The sequence below is a fragment of the Paraburkholderia sp. BR13444 genome, from assembly GCF_040948755.1.
In the GTDB taxonomy this organism is placed as follows: domain Bacteria; phylum Pseudomonadota; class Gammaproteobacteria; order Burkholderiales; family Burkholderiaceae; genus Paraburkholderia; species Paraburkholderia youngii.
The window spans coordinates 734962-752312 of the sequence record NZ_JBFPKM010000003.1; the positions used below are offsets into that span (position 1 = coordinate 734962).

The 17351-nt window shown below is 61.0% G+C and carries 12 protein-coding genes; 8 read left to right on the top strand and 4 right to left on the bottom strand.

The window, feature by feature from the left end; genetic code table 11:
- Window position 1: 1 nt before the first annotated feature.
- Window positions 2-1498: a GntP family permease gene (locus tag AB3X95_RS12400; RefSeq protein WP_368621453.1), complete on the top strand. Its 1497-nt coding sequence runs from the start codon at window positions 2-4 to the stop codon at window positions 1496-1498.
- 125 nt (window positions 1499-1623) lie between these two features.
- On the opposite strand, the gene AB3X95_RS12405 is transcribed toward AB3X95_RS12400, so the two are convergent.
- On the bottom strand, window positions 1624-3027 hold the full coding sequence (locus tag AB3X95_RS12405) for a replication initiation protein (RefSeq protein ID WP_368621493.1): 1404 nt from the start codon (window positions 3025-3027) through the stop codon (window positions 1624-1626).
- Window positions 3028-4070: 1043 nt separating this feature from the next.
- On the opposite strand from AB3X95_RS12405, the gene AB3X95_RS12410 reads away from it, so the two are divergent.
- The 3 genes from AB3X95_RS12410 to AB3X95_RS12420 all read left to right on the top strand — a co-directional run bounded on the left by AB3X95_RS12410 (window position 4071) and on the right by AB3X95_RS12420 (window position 6946).
- Window positions 4071-5282 (top strand): ParA family protein, encoded by a 1212-nt coding sequence (locus AB3X95_RS12410; RefSeq protein WP_368621454.1) that lies wholly within the window; start codon window positions 4071-4073, stop codon window positions 5280-5282.
- Window positions 5279-6253, top strand: coding sequence for a ParB/RepB/Spo0J family partition protein (locus AB3X95_RS12415; RefSeq protein ID WP_368621455.1), 975 nt, complete (start codon window positions 5279-5281; stop codon window positions 6251-6253). Before AB3X95_RS12410 ends, AB3X95_RS12415 begins: the two co-directional genes overlap by 4 nt.
- A gap of 270 nt (window positions 6254-6523) precedes the next feature.
- Entirely contained in the window at window positions 6524-6946 is a 423-nt protein-coding gene (locus tag AB3X95_RS12420) for a hypothetical protein (RefSeq protein WP_368621456.1), read from the top strand.
- A 1401-nt stretch (window positions 6947-8347) separates the two neighbouring features.
- Here AB3X95_RS12420 and AB3X95_RS12425 read toward each other — a convergent pair.
- From AB3X95_RS12425 to AB3X95_RS12435, 3 genes are all read right to left on the bottom strand, one after another.
- Window positions 8348-8734 (bottom strand): hypothetical protein, encoded by a 387-nt coding sequence (locus AB3X95_RS12425; RefSeq protein ID WP_368621457.1) that lies wholly within the window; start codon window positions 8732-8734, stop codon window positions 8348-8350.
- Window positions 8735-8745: 11 nt separating this feature from the next.
- The gene (locus tag AB3X95_RS12430; RefSeq protein WP_176121515.1) at window positions 8746-8889 is read right to left on the bottom strand and encodes a hypothetical protein; all 144 of its coding nucleotides are present in this window, start codon (window positions 8887-8889) and stop codon (window positions 8746-8748) included.
- Window positions 8890-9155: 266 nt separating this feature from the next.
- Window positions 9156-9392 carry a hypothetical protein gene (locus AB3X95_RS12435; protein WP_368621458.1) on the bottom strand — a complete coding sequence of 79 codons (237 nt, stop codon included), beginning with the start codon at window positions 9390-9392 and terminating at the stop codon, window positions 9156-9158.
- 668 nt (window positions 9393-10060) lie between these two features.
- Between AB3X95_RS12435 and AB3X95_RS12440 the strand changes: the two genes are divergently transcribed.
- The 4 genes from AB3X95_RS12440 to AB3X95_RS12455 all read left to right on the top strand — a co-directional run bounded on the left by AB3X95_RS12440 (window position 10061) and on the right by AB3X95_RS12455 (window position 17329).
- On the top strand, window positions 10061-11191 hold the full coding sequence (locus AB3X95_RS12440; protein WP_368621459.1) for an efflux RND transporter periplasmic adaptor subunit: 1131 nt from the start codon (window positions 10061-10063) through the stop codon (window positions 11189-11191).
- Window positions 11188-14247, top strand: a complete 3060-nt coding sequence (locus AB3X95_RS12445) for an efflux RND transporter permease subunit (protein ID WP_184227020.1) — start codon at window positions 11188-11190, stop codon at window positions 14245-14247. Before AB3X95_RS12440 ends, AB3X95_RS12445 begins: the two co-directional genes overlap by 4 nt.
- Entirely contained in the window at window positions 14244-15746 is a 1503-nt protein-coding gene (locus AB3X95_RS12450) for an efflux transporter outer membrane subunit (protein ID WP_368621460.1), read from the top strand. The genes AB3X95_RS12445 and AB3X95_RS12450 overlap by 4 nt, the downstream gene beginning before the upstream one ends.
- A gap of 146 nt (window positions 15747-15892) precedes the next feature.
- The gene (locus tag AB3X95_RS12455) at window positions 15893-17329 is read left to right on the top strand and encodes a basic amino acid/polyamine antiporter (RefSeq protein WP_368621461.1); all 1437 of its coding nucleotides are present in this window, start codon (window positions 15893-15895) and stop codon (window positions 17327-17329) included.
- Window positions 17330-17351 lie beyond the last annotated feature (22 nt).

Sequence of the window (17351 nt, forward strand, 5' to 3'; positions counted from 1 at the left end):
CATGGAAGTCATCACCGTGTCCCCGCTCGCGATCGGTCTCGGACTCTTTGGCATGCTCGCGAGTCTCGCGCTGCTGATCGCCTTCGCATACCGCGGCTGGACCGTGCTGCTGCTCGCGCCGTTCGCCGCGATGCTGGCCGCCGCGATTTCGGGCGAACCGATTCTCGCGCACTGGACCCAGACCTTCATGCTCAGCGCCGCGCGCTTTCTCGCGCAGTTCTTTCCATTGTTCCTGCTCGGCGCGCTGTTCGGCAAGCTGATGGAAGACAGCGGCTCCGTGAAGGCGATCGCCAGTTACATGACCGAGAAGCTTGGCGCGCATCGGGCGATTCTCGCCGTCGTGATCGGTGGCGCGCTCGTCACCTATGGCGGTGTCAGCCTCTTCGTCGCGTTCTTCGTGCTCGCGCCGATGGCCACCGCCCTATTCCAGGCCGCCGATATCCCGCGCCGTCTGATGCCGGCCGCGATCGCGCTCGGCACGCAGACATTCACGATGTCCGCGCTGCCGGGCACACCGGCGATCCAGAACGCGATCCCGATGCCGTTCTTTGGTACGACGCCGTTTGCGGCGCCCGGGCTCGGCATCGTCGCGAGCGTCGTGATGGTGGCGTTCGGGCTGTGGTGGTTGTCCTTGCAGCAATCGCGCGCGAAGGCGGCCAACGAAGGATTCGACGGACTCAACGCGGCGGTGAAATCCACCAGGGCGCCGGCCAGCGACAACCTCGTGCGCGAACGCGCGAGCGTCTCGCAGAGTTTCGATCCGGAGGAAGCGAAACGCGGGCACGTCAGCGAGGATCTGCCGTCGTTCGGCGTCGCGCTCGCGCCGCTCGTGCTCGTCGTGCTGACGAACTTCGTGATGAACGTGATCGTGCTGCCGCGCATCGACGCGGACTATCTGGCCGAAGTCCGTTGGGGTGAGACGTCGCTTTCGGCAGTCGCCGGAGTGTGGGGCGTGTGCGTGGCGCTCGTCGTCGCGATCGTGGTGCTCGTGCTGCTCAATCGGCGCCGCCTGCCGGCGCTGCGCGAGACGATGGACGCGGGCGCGAATGCATCGGTGCTGCCTGTGCTCAACGTCGGCAGTCTGGTCGGCTATGGCGCGGTGATTGCCGCGTTGCCCGCGTTCGCGCTCGTGCGCGAATGGGTGCTCGGCGTCGGCGGTGGTCCGCTCGTATCGCTCGCGGTCGCCACGAACCTGCTCGCGGGATTGACTGGTTCGGCTTCAGGCGGTCTCACGATCGCGCTCGACGCGCTCGGCGGCACCTATCTTCAACTGGCCGCGCAACACGGCATCGACCCGGCGCTGCTGCATCGGGTCGCCGTGATGTCCTCCGGGACACTCGACAGCCTGCCGCATAACGGCGCGGTCGTGACGCTGCTTGCGGTATGCGGCTCGAACCATCGTGAGAGCTATCGCGACATCGTGATGGTCGCGATTCTCGGCGCGTTGCTCGCGCTGGTTGTGGTGATCGTGCTGGGCTCGCTGGTTGGCACGTTCTGAGGGTTTTGTGCTTTCTAAAGTATCGAGGGGTCTTGCGCTGACGTTGCTGTTCGTCAGTGCAAGGCCCCTTTCCTGGTGCTGCTCGGCCGAGTCTGGATTGCCGGCCTGCTGACCAGCCGCTCACTTCACGCTGCCGCGCGCGCCGCATTCATCCGGCCGAACACGAACTGCCCCAGATACCAGACCAGTTCCGTATTCGCGAGGATCGCATCTTCGGTGACCGTCGACGGTTCGAGCTTCATCCGACGCAGCATCAGCTTGCCTTCGCGCGATGTCGTCCACGCATGCATCAGTTCCTTGCGCGTCTTCGCATCGGCGGCGTTGAAATGATCGCGGCCCTTGCGCGAATCTTCGTTCATGCGCGCACGCACTGCTTCTTCACGCGTCGCGATGCTGTTCGCCAGGGTCTTTCTCGTTTCGGTCTTGGCTGCCTGTTCCTGCGCCTCGTCCGCGAGCAGTTTGGCTTGCACGTCGACCATCGTGCGCTCGGCGTCGGAGATCTTCCAGTTGTCGCGTAGCGCGCGCATCAGATAGCCCGCGGGACTCTTCTTGACCTGGCCGCGCTTGATTCTGAAACGCGTGTATTCGACGGCCTGCTGAATGCGTTCGTCGGTCCACAGTTCGCGGTTCTCCGAAATCTCGCTGAACTGCTTGGTCGACAGCCCGAACTCGTCGGTGAGAATCTTGTACAGATGGCTCGCGTCGGCGAGGCTCGCGAGTACCGCGTCGGCTGTGTCCTTACGCTTGAGCAGGAAGCGGATGCGGTCGATTTTCTTCGACGTGGTCGATTCAGTCCGCGTCTCGTAGGACATCTCGACGTCCGACACTTCGTTGATCTCGCGCACCGCCGGTTCGAGCCAATCGCGCTTGAAGTATTTGAAGATGGCGGCGTTCGCGCCCATTTTGCCGGGCCAGTTGCGCATTTCCTCGAGCTGGATCCAGTCGGTGCGTCCTGCGGGAACGTTGGGCAAAACCTTGTCGTAGATCGCGCGCGCGAGACTGCGCGTGAACGCGGTGGAAATGCGCAGGCTCAGCCAGTGAGATTTCTGCGGATCGCGGATATGCGGCACGAGCCGTGGATGGACGTCGAAACGCATACGCCCGCGATGAAAGCCGACCATACCGATCAGTTGGACCTGCACCCACAGGTCGTCTTCATTGGGATCGCGGTCCGCGGGCGTATTCGTCACGCGGACTTTCGCGTTCTGAGCTTCGTCGGCGATCGTGCGCAAATGCTTCAGGTTGCGGCTATCGTAGCGCATCAGCCACTTGAAGTAGTTGAGTTCGACGTCGTACTGATCGCGTTGCTCGGGTTCCTGCGCGACGATGAAGTACGCGGCATCGAGAAAACGCCGCGCCGGCAGTCCCATGTTGACGATCTCGGTGAAGAAATCGTTGCGCTGATAACCGATCTCGCGATTGGCCTCGTTGATGCGCAATCCCTGATCGAACATGTCTTCGAACAGCGCGAGCGCCATCTGGCGTGACGTCGCTTTCGACTTGCCCTCTTCCGGATTGTCCGCGGCCATGTTCTTCATCCACTTTTTAGCTCCCGGGACTGTAAGCATGCGGTGGTGAGCTGTCAACACACAGAACCTCACCATCACAACGACGGCGGCGGTGGCCACTTTTTCGCCATTCCGCGATTTGGCACACAGAACCTCACCATCTACACAAGGAACCTCACCTTGCTAGAGGGACTTCCGCGCGGCGAAGCCTTATGGGACGGCCCATCCGACCTTCGTTTCCTGCACATGCACAACCCACCTCACCTTCGGAATTCGACGCACAGTCAAACACAGAGAACCGCACCTTGGTGGGGAATTGGTCTCACCTTGCTGCACAACGAACCGCACCTCTCAGCACAGCGAACCTCACCTTCGACACAACATACCTCACCTTTCCAGACCTAAGTCTTTGAATGAATTGAATATCGTTTTGGTATGTAGGTTTGTGGGTTTGTTCTCGGTTTAAAAAAACCTACCAACTGGGATCACACAGCAAATTGACGTGATTGCGCAGCGCAGCATGGTGAGGTCGATTGTGCGATGGCTGGGAGCTGATGGACTAGTGCGTCGCCAAGGTGAGGTTGATTGTGCTTTCACGGTGATCTGCAAGTATTGGTGACGTGCTGGGGCATGGGCTGGCCGCCTGTCGCCGGCGGAAATTAGCGGTGCTAGGTGAGGTTGATTGTGCTTTTGCGCTGCAAGCGGACGGAGCGCTCGCCGGAAGGTGGCGAGAAAACCGATAAGGTGAGGTCCGTTGTGCTGCAATTCGCCGGATTGGTCTTCGCGGAAATGAGAAAGTGCACAAATGACCTCACCCAGTGCTTAAGTTTTGCGCAAGTTCGCTGGGTCGGCTGGGCCTATTGCGAGGGAAGGTGAGGTCATTTGTGCCCTCGAGCACGCGGTATTTTTGGGCCTGTTTCGTTTCGACGACAGTTCCGCCACCGAAAACGCTGTGAAAACATGGAAATTTTCAGAAAATCTGCATTAAAACAGTAATTTAAAAAGCTATTTTCAAGTATTTCCTGTATTCTGAGGTTTCTGGAATTTTATGGATAAACCTCAGAATGGTCAGAACGAGCCAACTTCCTGCCGTAGACCGAACCGTTCACTTTGAGCAGATCAGTGAGTTCGCAGAAAAAGTCACCATTTTCACTAATGAGCTGCGTGACACGATTCTGGCACCACGTCCTCGAAAAACGGCTCCCGTTTTCAAGACCGGCGAGATTGCCGAGATGTGCAACATCTCGCACTCGCAGGTTCAGTATCTCGCAACAAAAGGCGACGGAGACCTGCCTTCGGGCACGGCGGCCGGCACGGGCCGTACCCGGACCTTCACGCTGGAAGAAGCGCGGATCTGGGTACAAAAGATTTCCGACATCTACCAGACTCCACTGGTCACTCGTCTGAAGGAACCAGACGGGAAGATCATCATCACCGCGCAGCTCAAAGGTGGTTCCGCCAAGACGACTACGACGATGTGCCTTGCCCAAGGGCTGTCGCTACGGGGGCGGAAAGTGTTGGTGGTCGATCTCGATCCGCAGGCGTCGCTCTCGGAACTGTGCGGACTGTACGCGGAAAAAGACGTGTCGCCTGAAGATACGGTATTGCCGTACGTCTACGACCAGGAAATCGAGGGCGGCCTCGAGGGGCGGATTCAGTCGACGTACTGGGATGGCATCGACGTGATTCCCGCGCATACGGAGCTGATCGGAGCAGAGTTCCATCTGCCGGCGATGCAAAAGATTCGGCCAGGTTTTCGTTTCTGGACCGTGCTTCGTCAAGGGCTCGAGCCGCTGCGCAAGAAGTACGACTACATTCTGATGGATACGTCGCCGTCGCTGTCGTACCTGAATCTGAACGCGCTGATGGCCGCGGATGCCATGGTGATGCCGATGGTGCCGGAAAACCTGGACTTCATCAGCTCGCTGTCGTTCTGGCGACTCTTCTCAGACGTGTCCAAAAGCTTCATCAAATTCGAGAAGGAAAAGAAATACGACTTTGTGTCGCTGGTGTTATCGCGGGTCGATTATGGGCGGAACTCGTCGGCGCCGATCGTACGTGCGTGGGCGCAAAGCGCGTACGAAAACTGGTTGCATTCGATCGAGGTACCGGCGAGCTCGGTGATGAGCACCGGGGCGTTGGCGTTCTCGACCGTCTTCGACATTAGCAGCAATCACAGCGCGGCCAAGTCGCTGCAACGCGTGCGGCAGCCTCTCGTCGATTACTGTCGCTGGATCGACGAGATCTATTCGGAAAAATGGAGGAACGCGCAATGAGCAATATGCGAGAACAGTTGCTGGCCAAGACGTCCGGCATTCGCAAAACTTCGTCGATCAACGAGGACGAGGTGAAGCGCAGCAACCGCACGCAAACGGCGCCCGGCCTTGCCGGCGCGCTGGCCGTTGCGCAGCTTCGCGTGCAGGAATTGGAATCGACCGGCGTCGCATCGCAACTGCCGGTTGCGGGGATCTTGCCGAACCCGTGGCAGCCGCGCCGCGTGTTCAACGAAGCAAAGTTGGCCGAGCTTGCGGAGTCGATCCGGGAAGTTGGGCTGATGCAGCCGATCGTGGTCCGTCGTGTCGCCGACGACTATCAGATCGTCGCTGGTGAACGGCGTTGGCGTGCGCACAAGATGCTGGGGCAGGACACAATCAAGGCAGTCGTCGCGGATTGCTCCGACTCGGATATGGCCGTGCTGGCGATGGTCGAAAACATCAGCCGCGACGACCTTACTGACTATGAAATCGGCGTTGCGATCCGTCGATCGGAAGCGGAGTTTCCGAATCGCAAGCGACTGGCGGAAGCGATGGGCTTGTCTCGGGCGGGTCTGTACCAGTTCTTATCGTTCGATAATCTGCCGGACTTCATCAAGAAAGATCTCGATATTCAACCGCGACTATTGGGCGGGACTGCTGCGCAAGCAATCGGGGCGGCCATCAAAAAGCACGGCGAGGATGGGGTTAGAGCGGCTCGTGAAATTTGGCCGCTGTTGGTGAGAGGCGAAATGGATCAAGGCAAGGTCGCGGCGGCAATCACTGCCTTGGCGACCAGGCAGACGATGTCGGCTGGTACCAGCGGACGCAGCATCGAGAAGTTTTTCGCGGGGCGAGAGCACGCTGGAAGCATCACGAAGGATGTCAGCAATTTCACGATCAAGATCAAGACCGGGGTGATCACCGAGGCGCAAGAAGTTCAGATACGACAGTTGATCGGACAGATGTTTCAGTCGCAGCCAAAAACGAGTTGATTTGATGTCTGGTTCGTAGTGTAGAAAGGCCCGCCAAGTGCGGGCTTTTTTTCGGCCAGCCAAAATGGTCCGAGCTTAGAGAGTGTCTAGAGTTTAGACACTCTCTAAGCTGCCACGCATCAGCGTCCATCCGAGTGTCTAGACTCTAGACACTCTTGGCGGCGGAAACCGACGTCGATATCAGAGCGCCGCCCCCGTGCGGACGAACATTCATTGCGCCTTGGGCGGTTCACGGGGAGATTCGCGTAGTAGCGCCTTCGCGGGGCAATCTTGCAAGAGCTGGTTGCTGGTCAGCTGCTGAACATGAGCGAGCTCGCCATTGGCTCGGAAATTTATGAGGCAATCCGTGAGCTGGCTTCCACCGACTCGCTGATAGGTCATATTGTCGGAGGCACAGCCAAAATCGTTCGATGGCCATATGACGGCAGGAATGGTGGGCCAGCTATCTCTCCTTTGAAAGAGAATGTTCTCCGTCAAGCCATCCACGGTCATTCTCAACCCGCGCTACGATCCGGCTATTTGTCCGCGTGCCTCTGCTTGGCCATCGACGGCTCGCTCTTGCCAATTAGAAAAATCGCTGCCCTTGAGATCGACTCGCCGCTCGCCAAACGGACGCTACAGGCTTGCCGGCAAACAGGTGAAATATCGCGGGATACGCTGACAATGCTTTTCCATGAAGCGTCGAGTTCATGATTGCCCGCCTGTCCGCAGCGAATTGGTGAATGTCGTCGACGCGTTTCACGGTCGCTCCGATGTTCGAAAGCGCCTATGGCCACGGACACGCGGCGCTCACACCAACGCCTATCGAACATACAGTCGGCGGCATTTCTGCCGGCAAATCCGTCCCATACGACTCGCGATGGAATCCGGATGGACTGACGCGCAAAGAAAGGCCGTGCATTTGGCTTCCCCTCAGCGGACAGACGGCATGAGTCAAGGTGCGGCGGGAGCCGGCCCCGCTATTACTCAAATACCGCGCTAGGGGATGTCCGCATTTGGTAGCGCGCTCCCTCTAGACTTAAGCAGATCAAACCTACCGTCAGCGGTGTTCGCATCTGATTCGAGCGGCGCAAGCTTGCCCTGGAATCACGTCCCATTGCAGATCCGCCAGTCGCCCGACGGCCAGAAGTCAATCACCAAACCTCCAACCGCTACGCATTTGACGGTTCGCGCGTTAAGCCAAACTCTGCCCGTTGTTAGTGACAAGAGACGTTCGGATAAGTAATCGCGGTCGACAAGTCTGCGGATCGACTCGCGCCCTCACCGGATGCCCGGCTCGTCGATTTGGAAGGCATGCATCGCGACCGCGCCGATCATCGTTTGGCTCAGCACTTGAGCAATGAGCTAATCGACTGCAACGGATGGTTTCCGTCTGGTCTCGTATGTCGGGGCTACTCGGTGAGCCGCTGCCGGACCACGCGGTAAGCGCGAAATCAAAATCGCAGCGCCCGGCTTATCGGCAATAAACCCGCTGGACGATGGTTGGCGGGATGAGCGGGGCAACCGCGCAAGTCATCGTGGACGGAAAGAGTCGTCGGCCGGCTCGCTCTGTGACATTGATTGGCGAGACGGTTGGGCATCACATGATCCACAACGCGAGCCACTATATATCGCCGAGCGCGTCAACAACTCGAGCTTCGACGCTTATCACAGTCGTCCATGGACAATCAAATAACATACGGTGCCTGTGCATGCGGGCAACTTCTACGAACTTAATATCGAAAAAGGACCGGGTATTAGCCAATCCGAGCGCGAACTGTCGATTCTGCAGCCGATCTTGCCAATACGAGTCTCGTGAAACATTGGGAAATGTCTTCCATATATCATAACTCCTTGTTTTAAAAGGCCTTTTTCTGCTGCTCGAAGCATTGTTTCACGCCAATCAATCAAATTGGTGCACGATACCCCGTCGCTTCCATCCATCGCGGACCAGACGCAGGAATGCACCCACGCAACCCGACGATACGTAGCATTCAATACGTAATTTGTAGCGAATGAATTGGAGGGGCTCGCGCTGACCATTCGAACGTTTCGCTGACTTGATCGATCTCGCCAAGCCGACGCCGTCGGGAAAAACACCCGGCTGCTCCGCCGTCACTTCGCCGACCCCGCCTCCTCGCAAACCCGCCCACGCTGATCGATCTGCTCGATATCCTCATGCAAGATCCGCCGGATCTTGAGGATCGCCCGCGGCGTCTGCTGCACGCTGTGCCCGGCAATGATCGCCTTCTCGGATAGCGCGCCCGCGAGATGTGCGCTGCGATAAGGAACGACGCCATCGTCGGAGTCTTCGAGCGACCCGCTGCAGCGGCACCACGCGATGATCGAACGGAAGCAAACGCGAGGGCCGATCGGGCAACTTGGAGATCGCGGATCAACGGATCGATTTCGCCCGACTGTTCGATGCTGTTCGGCGCTGCTCGCGAACGGTATGCCTTGGTGGGGTGCCGCGGTAAATATGGCGCGCTCGACGTGCGGCATCGGTGTGAAGTTCAGTAGCCGATCGAACCGCCCGTCCTCACGACCTGTTCGAGCGTGCCCTGGCTGAACCAGATCAACGTGGTGACGTTCGGCGACGGCATCTCGCTGAAATAGCGCGACGCCGGCTTCGGCCGTACCGCGGTCGGTGACGACACACCGCTATCGGCTTCGGCATTGCCATCTCCTTCGTCATCGGCATCGCCACCCGCGTCGGCGTCCCGGCGAACGACAGCCGCGACGCCGGGATGACTTCGCGCGGTTCGCGCACGCCTTCGGGGCGCCGGGTCCGGTCCGGCTGAGGTCGAGATGAATGGACCAGCCTGCGATGCATTGCGTGCCCGGCACGCCCTTGCCGGCATCGGTCGCGAGCGCGCGGCGCAGAAACAGCGCCGCAAGCTCTTGCGCCGCGTAGTTGTAATGGTCAACGGACCTGGATCTGACGATCTTCGAATGCACGGTCGCCAGCAGTGCGTTCACCGAGGAATAGAAACGCATACGCGAATCGCGCGGCCCCGGGCCACAGATCGAATCGCACGTCGCTCCATTCGCAGGCGTTGGCGGGTGTGTTCGTGATGGCCATCTGCAACGACAGTTCGGTGAGGCTCGACAAACGCCAGTCGGTATTGATTCCGCCGACGTCGAGACGGTATTGATGCAATCCTGCGGCTCGCGTTGGCAGTTGTTTCCATCAGACGGCCGGTCGACAGAATATCGCCGCGGCGCATCGCGATGGAGAATCCGGTGGACTCTACGCCCGGCAAATCGCTGGTGCAACCCATGCCGTTCGCCATAATGCGTATTGGCTCCAATGAGAAAGAATCCCGATTTAACTGATCACGGCTGCTCCTTCGGCGAACAAATTCCTTGAGACCTATAGCGTTCTTTCCGAGCGCACCATGGAATAAATCTGTATGCCCGACGTAACTCGCGAATCGATTGACGGCTAGCGCATGGATCGGCCATGATGCCCGTGACGAACTGCGAAAGGGGACAATGACGCACGCGTGACACGGGCAGCCCATCAGTGAACTGCGCGAAGTCATGAACGCCCTGTTGATCGTGCTGGAATCGCCGTCCATTCCATACAGGGCGGACTAGTGAATTTCCTCAGTGTTTCTTCGGCGTGGCGAAGCAGGTTGGCAGTTACACAGGATGCCTGATAAACGGAGCCTGAATGACGACGCATAACATTGCCGGTCCGACAGAAGGGATGCGGACCACTATGAATCCACGAGCAACCTGTAGAGCCTCGTAATCGCCGGCCCGCGAGCTAAGTTGCCGCCGGGTGTGCGACATGGGTTGCGCCAGCAGTCAGCCGAGGACGTCATGACCGCAAACCGTTCCGAAGCACCGCAGCCAGGCCGATCAGCCAGCGTCGCATTGACCGGCGTATTGTCGTGCGCGTTGGCCTGTGCGCTCGTCGTTTCGCTGTCGGGCTGCCAACGGCAGGCCGAAACACAGAGCGGCGAAACGAGGCCAGCCGTGCAGCTCGCCAGGGTCGAACCGGCCGACGCCTCCGCCATTCGCATATTTACCGGGCGAGTCGAGCAGACCAGCATCTCGCCGCTCGCCTTCGAAGTATCGGGCCGCGTCGTGCAGATCGCGGTGCTCGAAGGCGCATCCGTGAAACGCGGGCAGGTGATCGCGCGTATCGATGAAGAACCCTACAAGCTGCAACTGCAACGCGCGAACGCGCAGTATCAGCAACTGAGCGACAACCTGAAGCGTCAGGCGGTGCTGCGCAAGGACGGGATTCTGTCACAGGCTGCTTATGAGCAGCTGTCGGCTGCCACGGACGCCGCACGCGCAGCACGCGACATGGCGAGCCGCGACTTGCGCAATAGCCGGCTCGTCGCGCCATTCGACGGCCGGATCGCTCGCCGCAACATCGAGATCCAGCAGGTCGTGCAGGCTGGCGCACCCGCTTTCAATCTGGAAAACATCGGCCGTGTCGATGTCGGCGTCGATCTGCCTCAGAGCGTTGCCGAACGGCTGTTCGTCGACAAGACGCTGAGAGCCGAGGCGTGGCTGCCCGAGCGGCCGCAGAACCGCTTCCCGCTAGTGTTCCGCGAACGGACCACGCAGACCTCGCCGACTTCGGCCGCCTACCGGCTCGTGTTCTCGATCGAGGGACCGCATAGCGCCATGCTGTTACCCGGCATGGCGTTGCGGGTACAGATTTCCGACACGGCCCGGCAAGTCGCGCAAAACGACAATCAAGGCTACTTCGCGATTCCGATCGCGGCGGTGTCGATCGGCGCGGACGGTCAGCGCAGTCTGTGGCGCTACGATGCGGCGTCCGGCCGTGTGCATGCGGTGCCGGTCAGCGTGCGCGAAATTCGCAATGACGATGCGGTCGTCGCGGGTGCGGTCGCGGAGGGCGACCGGGTGGTGGCGGGCGGCTCGCAGTTCATGAAAGAGGGAATGGCGGTCCGTCCAATGGATGTGCCTCAATGAACCTCGCGCGCCCCCTGATCGAAAAGCCGTTGATCGCATGGGTTCTGACGCTGATCTCGCTGTTGGGCGGCCTTTTTGCGTACTACAACATCGGGCGGCTCGAAGACCCGAAGTTCACGATCAAGACTTCGGTCGTCGTGACGCTGTATCCGGGCGCGAGTGCGCACGAGGTCGAGCAGGAGGTGACGGACCGCCTCGAAAGCGCGATCCAGCAGATGCCGCAGGTCGAGAAGCTGACCTCGCGTTCCATGCCGGGCTACTCTGAGATCCGCGTCCAGATTCGCGATCAGTACACGTCTGCGCAATTGCCGCAAGTGTGGGACGAATTGCGCAACTCTGTGTCGGATGCGCAGGTACGGCTGCCGCCGGGGGCGGGCCCGACACTCGTGCTCGACCGCTTCGGCGACGTCTACGGGATGTTCTACGCGCTGACCGGCGAGGGCTATACGCAGGCGCAACTGTATGCGTACGCGCGCGAACTGCGCCGCCAGTTGCTGACGCTCGACGACGTGTCCGACATCGTGATCGCCGGTCAGCAGCAGGAGCAGATCTCGGTCGACGTCGACCAGTCGCAACTGATCGCGAACAATCTTTCCACCGACGACCTCGCGCAGACGCTGTTCCTGCAGAACGAGGTTCGGCCCGCGGGCCGCGAGCGCGTCGGCGACTTGTCGTTGCGGATTGCGCCGACCGGCTCGCTCGATTCACTGCAGGCCATCCGCTCGCTGCCCGTCAACAATACGCCCGGCCCGCTTCTGCTCGGCGACATTGCTCGCGTGAGCCACGGCTACGCGACGATTCCGAACCAGGTCATTCACTACAACGGTGAGCCCGCGGTCACGATCGGCATCAGCGCGCGACCCCGCGTCAACGTGGTGAGGGTCGGCGAGCGGATCACGGCGAAACTCGCCGAACTGGAGCGCGACCGCCCGATCGGCATCAAGCTGTACTCGCTTTACGATCAGCCGCAGGTCGTCGATGAGAGCGTGCGCGGTTTCATCTTCGACGTGTTCCTGTCCGTGTCGATCGTCGGAGTCGCGCTCGGCATCGGGCTTGGGTGGCGTGCTGGGATCGTGCTCGGCGTCGAGTTGTTCCTGTCGATTCTCGGCACGCTGCTCGTCATGTACGCGGCGGGGATCGAGCTGCAGCGCATTTCGCTCGGTGCGCTGATCATCGTGATGGGCATGCTGACCGATAACAGCATCGTGGTGGTCGAGGGCATGCTGGTGAGGGTGCAGCGAGGCAAGTCGCATCTCGAGGCGGCGACCGAAATTCTCAAACAAAGCCAATGGATTCTGCTTGCGTCGACCGTCGTGGGGATTCTGGCTTTTTCGGGCATCGGTCTGTCGCCGGATGCGGTCGGCGAATTCTGTGCGTCGCTGTTCGCCGTCGCTGCGATTTCGCTGCTATTTAGCTGGGTGATCGCCATCGCGCTGACGCCGCTGTTCGGCACGTATCTTTTCAAGCCGGCGGACATCATCGATGAAGACCCGTTCAAGGCGAAGCTGTACAAGCGTTATGGCGAGTTGTTGTCATGGGTCACCCGACGGCGCGTGCTCGTGGTGATCGGCCTCGTCGCGCTGACGGTACTCGCCGGCTGGGCGTTCCGTTTTGTCGAGCAGAGCTTCTTCCCCGCGTCGACGACGCCGATCTTCTATGTCGATATGCGTTTGCCGCGCGGCGCCGATATTCGCGCGGTCGTCGAAAAGAGTCGCGAAGTCGAGAAGGTGCTGCTCGAGCATGCGGATGTCAGCAACGTGCAGACGTATATCGGCTCCGGCGCGACGCGCTTCTTCCTTGTCTACGATCCGGAGACGCGCGATCCGTCGTACGCGCAGTTCATCGTCGGCGCGAAGGACCTGCGCCTGATCGACGTGATGCTTCCGGACATCGAAGCGGATCTCAAGAAGCGCTTCCCCGAGCAGCACTGGACGGTGACGCGGCCGAACTTCGGCCCCGGCGGAGGCGCGGCAATTCAGGCGCGCTTCTCCGGTCCCGATCCGGCCGTGCTGCGTCGCTTGTCGCAGGAAGCGCAGAACGTGCTGAAGGCCGACGGCCGCATCATCGCGATCCGCGACGACTGGGAGAACCCGATCAGCATCGTGCGGCCGGAATTCGACGAGTCGCGCGCGCGCTCGCTCGGCGTGACGCGCCGGCAGGTCACCGACACCATGGCTTATGCAACCGAGGGCCTGCGCGCGGGCATCTATCGCGAAGGCGATCAGTTGCTGCCGATCGTGCTGCTCTCGCCCGACTACACGCGCGGCGTCGCGGGTCTGCAGGACTTGCAGGTGTTCAGCGCCGGTCTGCGCCGTTACGTGCCGCTTGGCGATGTGGTCAACGGCTTCACGGTAGGGACCGAGGAAGGTCAGATCGCGCGCGAGGATCGGATTCGCACGATCACCGTATCGGCGAACCCTATCTATGGGCAGAACAGTGTCGACGCCTTCAACCGCATTCGCTCGGGCATCGAGGACATCAAGCTGCCTTCGGGCTATCGCTTCGAATGGGGCGGCGAGCACGAATCGTCGACGCGCGCGCAGCAAAGCCTGTTCCGGCAACTGCCGCTCGGTTTCATCGCGATGGCGCTGCTCGTGCTGATGATGTTCGGACGCCTGAAGCCCGCGCTCGTCGTGCTGCTCGTCGTGCCGATGTCGATCTGCGGCGTGACGATCGGTCTGCTGCTGTTCCGTGGCGCGTTCGGCTTCATGGCGTTGCTCGGTCTATTGAGCCTGATCGGCATGCTGATCAAGAACGGCGTCGTGCTCGTCGAAGAAATGGATGCGCAGGTCGCCGCCGGCGTACCGCGCATGCAGGCGGTGACCCACGGTGCGATGAGCCGCTTGCGTCCGGTGATGCTGTCGGCCGGCACGACGGCGCTCGGCATGGCGCCCCTGTTGTGGGACCCGTTCTTCAAGGACATGGCGATTACGATCATGTCGGGCCTTGCTTTCGCCACCGTACTGACGATGGTCGCCGTGCCGGCGCTGTACTCGATGCTGTTCTCGATCAAGCAGGCGGAATGGGAGCCGGGCCGACACCCGGAAGCAAAATGATCCGCGCGCGCCACTGTCTTTTCGCCGTCGCGGCGCTGCTGCTCGAAGCAGGTTGTTCGGGTTCGTTGCAGCTGGAAAAGCCCGCCGCGTTTCCGCCGCAGTATTCCGAGGCCCAACCGGACGCGGCGACCCCGATGTCCGCGCAGGATCTCGCCGCATGGTGGACCCAGTACGACGATCCGACGCTGAACAAACTGATCGAACTCGCGCTCGCGCGCAACTTCGACATCGCCACCGCTTACGCGCGCGTCGATCAGGTGCAGGCCGGGATTCGGTTGGCTCGCTCGCAACTGTTGCCATCGCTCGGTGCGAGCGTGAGCGGCGCAAGGTTTCACGGCGGCGAGACGCAGCTCGAGTTCGCGCAGTTCCTCGGCATCACCAATACCGATGCGCAGTTCTTCCGAGTAGGCCTGCAGGCGCAATGGGAGATCGATCTGTTCGGCCAGGGACGCTCGCGGCTCTCGGCGGCACGGGAGCAGGTACGCGCGGCCGCGGGCGATGCGGAAGCGGTGCGCCTGAGCGTGGTGTCGGGTGTCGCGGATCTGTACGTCACGTATCGCGGCCTGTTGCGTCAGCGCACGATCCTGTTGCAAAGCCGCGCGATCGCGGACGACTTCGTCGACATCGCCGAAAAGAGCTTTACCGCGGGCCTCGTGATGAGTACCGACATCGAAGCGGCGCGCGCTGGCCGTGCGCAGGTCGATGCGCGTTTGCAGGACTTGGAGAACGGCATCGCTCAGGCGCGGCTGAATTTGCAGAATCTGTGCGGCGTGCAGCCAGCGGAGTTCGCGGGAATCCTCGATGAAAGCGACTCGCTGATGACCGCGCTGCCGCATATCGAGCCCGGCCAACCCGTCGATCTGCTGATGCGGCGCCCGGATCTGATCGCGGCGCAGGCCCGCGTGAATGCGGCGGTCAGACAGTCGGATGTCGCGCGACTCAACTACTGGCCGACCATATCGCTAAGCGGCATGCTCGCGCGCAACGGTTGGGAGTTCGCAGGTCAAAACCTCGGGACCAGCACGTTCTGGCTATTCGGCGCGGCGATGGCGATGCCGCTGATCGACTTCGGCGCGCGGCGCTCGCAGGTGGAGTCGTCGGATGCGCAGGCGCAGCAGGCGATGTTCAACTACGAAAAGACCGCGCTCGGCGCATTCTATGACGTCGAGCGTGCGCTGGCGCGTTTGAACCGGCAGGACGAGTTGTTCAACGCGCGCAATGAAGAAGTCGCGCGTCGTACCACTCAGCTGAACCAGGTGCGACGTCGCTACGAGCTCGGCGATATTGGCCGCGTCGATATCGATCAGGTGCGGGTTGCGCTGCTCGAAAGCCAGTCGTCGCAGGCGAGGGAAGAGGTCGGCAAACTGCAGGCACAGTTCGCGCTGTTCAGAGCGATGGGGGGCGGCTGGTTGGCCAATCCGCCAGTCGCTGCGAATCCACAAACGCCGACGGGGCCCGCGGCCGCCGCCGGGAACGCACCGGCGCCGGCGTCACAATGAGCGACGACGAGGCACCGCAAACGCACGAAACATTCGCAAGGCCGTTGGCTTCAGTCGGGAGGACTAACAGGAGATGCGCAACGTACGCGCACCTGCTCCGCGTAAGTCCCTTTCTGGAAGAAATCAGCTTCTCTGAAGGGTGAACGATGGCAACCCAGGTCGAGACGAAACTGTCGTTACCCGCATTGACCGCGATGGTCGTCGGCTCAATGGTGGGCGCAGGGATATTCTCGTTGCCGCGCAATTTCGCACGCGCGACCGGACCGTTCGGAGCCGTCATTGCATGGTGCGTGGCGGGCATCGGCATGTATGCGCTGGCGCGCGTGTTCCAGGCGCTCGCACAGCGCCGGCCCGAACTCGATGCCGGCGTGTTCGCCTATGCGCGAGCGGGCTTTGGCGATTATGCGGGCTTTCTATCCGCATTCGGCTACTGGATGGCCGGCTGCTTCGGCAACGTGTCGTACTGGGTGCTGATCAAATCGACGCTCGGCGCTTTCATCCCCGTCTTCGGCGAGGGCAATACGGCGACCGCGATCATCGTGTCGTCGGTGGGCATCTGGCTGTTTCATCTGGTGATGCTGCGCGGTGTCCAGCAGGCCACGATGATCAACACGATCGTGACGGTCGCGAAAGTGATTCCGATCGTGCTGTTCATCGTGATACTGATCGCGCTGTTTCGCGCCGACATGTTTCATGCAAATCTGCGGGAAGGCAACGATCAGCTCGGCAACGGCCTGTTCTCGCAGGTTCGCGCGACGATGCTCGTCACCGTCTTCGTGTTCGTCGGTATCGAAGGTGCGAGCGTGTACTCGCGCTACGCGAAAAAGCGCTCGGACGTCGGCGCCGCGACGATTGCCGGCTTCGTCGCCGTGCTGTCTCTGCTGGTGCTGGTGACTCTGCTGCCTTACGCGAGCTTGCCGCGCGCCGATCTCGCGGTGATGCGCCAGCCGTCGATGGCCGCGGTACTCGGCGCGCTGCTCGGCCCATTCGGCGTCGTGTTCATCAGCGCCGGTCTGATCATTTCGATCCTTGGCGCATACCTCGCATGGTCGCTGATCTGTGCCGAGGTGCTGTTCGCCGCTGCGCGGCTCGAGACGATGCCGCGCATCTTCGCGCGACAAAACGAGCGCAAGCTGCCGGTCGCGGCGATCTGGCTCACGAGTACCGTGGTGCAGTGTTTCGTCGTCAGCACGTACTGGTCGACCGATGCGTTTGCGCTGATGCTCAATCTGACGAGCTCGATGGCGCTGATTCCGTATTTCCTCGTGGCTGCATACGGCATCAAGGCTGCGCGTCGCGATAGTGGACAGAATGGCGGCACCTTGAGCGGTGCGTTGCGCACCGAGTATTTCGTCGCGATGTTCGCGACGTTCTATACGGCCTTTCTGCTGTTCGCGGGCGGCCTGAAGTTCCTGATGCTATCGGCACTGCTTTATGCGCCCGGTACGGTGCTGTATGTCTTGGCCAAACGCGAGCGCGGCATGCGGGTGTTTTCGAAAGTCGAGTGGGTCATCTTTGCCGTCGCGGCCTGCGGCGCGATTGCCGCGCTGATCGGCCTCGCGACCGGCACGATCGTCATCTGAGCGGTCGATCATCGTAGTCGCG